The organism is Fulvivirga aurantia (genome assembly GCF_009711475.1).
In the GTDB taxonomy this organism is placed as follows: Bacteria; Bacteroidota; Bacteroidia; order Cytophagales; family Cyclobacteriaceae; genus Fulvivirga; species Fulvivirga aurantia.
Genome location: NZ_SMMD01000565.1, coordinates 1 through 4,094, shown reverse-complemented (window position 1 = coordinate 4,094; position 4,094 = coordinate 1). Strand labels below are relative to the sequence as shown.

General features: G+C 41.8%; 2 protein-coding genes. Both read right to left on the bottom strand.

The window, feature by feature from the left end; genetic code table 11:
- Nucleotides 1-50: 50 nt before the first annotated feature.
- On the bottom strand, nucleotides 51-491 hold the full coding sequence (locus E1176_RS04725; protein WP_155209417.1) for a hypothetical protein: 441 nt from the start codon (nucleotides 489-491) through the stop codon (nucleotides 51-53).
- A gap of 21 nt (nucleotides 492-512) precedes the next feature.
- Nucleotides 513-4,094 (bottom strand): LamG-like jellyroll fold domain-containing protein (locus tag E1176_RS04720; protein WP_155209416.1); only part of this gene is annotated, 3,582 nt, incomplete at its 5' end.

The window sequence follows — 4,094 nt, the reverse complement described above, 5'->3', positions numbered from 1 at the left end:
AAAAAAGCCCACTCAATTGAGTGGGCTTTGATATGTGTATGTGAGATATATTACTCGCTTTTTAGGTTGAAAACGTACTCACCTTCAACACTATGTACTCTGCCGGATTTACTGTTGGCAGTAAACGTAAGTTGTAAGGTAGTATCTGTTAGCATAACATTCATATTTACCCCATCTTCTCTTACGATCACAGTGCCTTCATCATTAGCAAATGTCCAGGTACCCTCGGCTTTTGGCCAGGCATTACCCACACTATTTTCAACAGCATAAGTAAAATCACCCAATACCAATCTGAAGTCAGTGTATTGAGAAGTTACATCAAAGTCATCTTTGATTACTGATTCTACTACCCAGGCAGTACCGTCATTCATCAATGCAACCTTTTGTTCGGCTGTAGGAGATGGTTGAGACGAGTCGTCATCAGAACAACTAGACATTACCAATACCGCTGCCAGACAAACAAACGACAGTATATATAAGATTTTATTCATTTTCATATTTATTTATTTTCCTTATTTCTTGAACAATTTGTGGTATAGCTGAGTAGCTCCATCGTTGATTATTAGCATATAAGTGCCGTTTTTCAAGTCACTCACATCGATTTTCACTTCGCTTTGAGGACTTTCGATTTGTTTCAACACCTGCCCTTTCATTCCGATCAATCTTATGAGTTTTACTTCAGAACGGATGTTAGAAACCGTGATCACATCGCTAGCCGGGTTAGGATAAAGTCTTACTGAAGCTTCCTCCATCTTATCTCCTAAACCAGTTACCGTCATTACTTCAAATGTTTGTGTAACGACCTGAGACGGTAAGTAACGATCGTCTCCAGACTGACTAGCCTCGACAGTTACTTCTCCTGTACCTGTAAACGTAAGCGTAGAACCCTCTATAGCAGCAGGACCAGACACGACTGTGAAAACCACGTCTAAACCTGATGTTGCTGTAGCCACTAACTCAACTGACTCTTCTTCAAGGAACTTGTCTTCTATCGCCTGGAAGGTAATCTTCTGTGTTACTTTATCAACTTCACCATCACAGTCATTGTCTTTGCCATCTGCCTTAGCAGGAGCACCAGGATAAACATCTGCATCAGTATCGTCACAATCTGTATTATCAGCTACATAGCCAGTTGGTTGCTCACATTGCGCAAGAGTTACCGCTGCATCTCCAAATCCATCACCGTCTACATCGGCATACCAAACAGTTTCTGTGATTATCACTTCCTGAGTTTGGGTAGATACATTACCATTACCATCATCATAAGACCATGTAATGGTGGTAGAAGCAGTGATTGGGAATACTGCCTCAGTAGTACCTTCAATCGTGCCTTCGCAATTATCTGTCGCTGTAGGTGCTGCAACTGTATTTAGTGAGCACTCTGCAGTTACTGCCTGAAGTGTTAGTTCATCGGCAGTTGGTGCAGTAGCATCCGTAATTACTACATTTTGAGTTTGTGTAGAAACGTTGCCATTGCCATCGTCAAAAGTCCATGTAACTACTGTAGTACCTTGTGCTGTAATTGGGAATGTTACATCAGCAACTCCTACAATGCTGCCTTCACAGTTGTCAGTAGCTGTAGGTGCTATAGGCGCTGCTACAGAACACTCGTCAGTAAGGTCTGCTAATGAACCTGCATCTGCTACAGGAGCCGTTGCGTCATCAATCACTACATTTTGTGTTTGTGTAGAGATATTACCGTTGCCGTCATCGTATGTCCAGGTAATAGTAGTAGATGCTGTAACAGGGAAAGTTACATCAGCTACCCCTTCGATTGTAGGCCCACAGTTATCAGATGCTGTTGGTGCTGTTGGTTCTGCTACCGAGCACTCACCAGTAAGATCGGGTAATGTAGTTTGGTCCGCCACTGGAGCAGTTACATCATCGATGATTACATTTTGCGTTTGCGTGGTGATGTTACCATTACCATCATCATAGGTCCAGGTAACAACAGTTGTACCCTGAGTATCTATTACCATTGGAGAAGTGGTAGTTGCTGAAATGCTTCCTCCACAATTATCTGTTGCAGTTGGTACATAGAAAAACAACGGTACGGCACACTCGTCAGTAATATCACTTAACGTAGCTACATCCGGTACTGGAGCAGTCACATCATCAATGATCACATTTTGTGTTTGTGTAGACACGTTGCCATTGCCATCGTCAAAAGACCAGGTAACGACAGTAGTACCTTGTGTGGTGATTGGGAAAGTTACATCTGCAACACCCGTAATGCTACCTGCACAATTGTCTGTAGCGGTTGGCGCTGTAGGTGCTGCCACTGAACATTCGTTCGTAAGATCAGCAAGAGAAGTTGCATCAGCTACCGGAGCAATGTTGTCTTCAACTGTTACAGTTACTGATGTTGTCATTTCCTGCTCGCAAGTAACAGAGGAGCGACTTACCCAATCAGTACTAGGATCAATATTTACAAGTGATGCATCCCAACCGTTACCTGTAACATCAGATACGGCCGTACTTCCGGTTCCATTTTCAAAGTTGTAGTAAGCAATCAGATCAGCTTCTGTTCCATCTAAGTTTTTCATGTATTTGGCTTGAATTTCAGCTTCACTTTTAGCCACACTCCATATTCTAAACTCATCTAAAGTTGTTTCAGATGCATAGTATGAGGCATGTGAGCCAAGTTGTAAGTTACCTTGCGTACCAAACCCTTCAAATGTGTTGGCTGAAGGTGAAAGAGCTGCATTAGCACCATCAACATAGAAAGCGCCTTGTGCAGTTGCATTATTCCAAACAACTGCCACATGATGCCAATCACCATCATTATAAGGGAATACACCAGCCACTGTTGCATAGTTTGTATTGTCCTTATCTCTCATATAAATAGCGCCATCAGGGCTCAACCAAAGCTGTACTGCACTTCCTGGAGCGTGACCGAAGACAATACTATAAGGAGAAGTCGTTATGTGTTGTTTCACCCAAAACTCAACCGTAAACGATGTAAGTCCATTCAAAGGGCTCCCTGTTACCTCAGCGTATTCTGCCGCATTATTTATCCCATCATTACGAAGGGCACCGGAGATGCTGGCTGACTGTGCTAATACATTAAAAGTGGTCGTATTAGAAATACTTCCTGTATTGAAAGAAATAGCACTACCAGTACCTAATACCGGGCCATCAATGATCTTATTATCAACATCATCTCTCAGGTAATAATTTACTCCGCTTTGTGTACTAGCTACTTCTACGGTTGTTCCTGTATTAGGGCAAAGTGTAGTTTCTGCCGCAGTAACTGTTTGATTTGCAATAGGATTGATAGTGACGGTAGCGGTTTGTGTCATTTCTAGTGTACATGCTACATTATAGCTTATCCAGTCTGTGGCAGGATCCATATTTACCATGGTACCATTGAAAGATCCTGTAGCATCAGTTACAGTAGATCCTGATCCATCATTCATTTTATATAGTGCCACAAGGTTCGGTTCTGTTCCTGTATAATCAGTCTCCATATTTGCAGCAATTTCCGCTGGTGTTTTCAACACATTCCATACGCGTACATCACCTATTTTTCCATCAAAATGCTCTGGGCCATTTGCTCTACCTATTGTTACTGGTGAAGCAGTATATGTTTTCAATCCACCACTTGCACTATTATTATACTGTGTACCTGTCACATCAATACCATCCACGTATATTCTAGATTCAACTCCATCATAGGTAGCTGCCACATGATACCAGGTACCCGTGTTTAACACTTGAGTAGAAATAGCACCAAGATCACCTGTTCCTGTAAAGAATACAGATCTAGGTTTACCATTTTCTAATCTAAAAATAAACTGACCATCTCCATCGGTTTTACTTATGATACCATCATGAGATACATTGATCAAATCTGTGTTTATCCACGCTTCAAGGGTAACGTTTGTCTCACCAGCCAGATCAAGTGCACCTAGGTCAACTTTATCATCAGTACCATCAAAATCCAATGCTTTTTTGGCGCCAGCTTCGCTATAAACATTATAAGTGGTGGTACTACTGATACTTCCTGTATTTAATGAAATAGCACTGCCTGTACCGGCAATAGGTCCATCAATGATGCTATCATCTGCATCATTTCTTAGATAGTAATCTAC

Bases quoted from the DNA above. Each gene is read 5' to 3' on its own strand.
- E1176_RS04725 (WP_155209417.1), bottom strand. From the start codon at position 491: ATGAATAAAATCTTATATATACTGTCGTTTGTTTGTCTGGCAGCGGTA.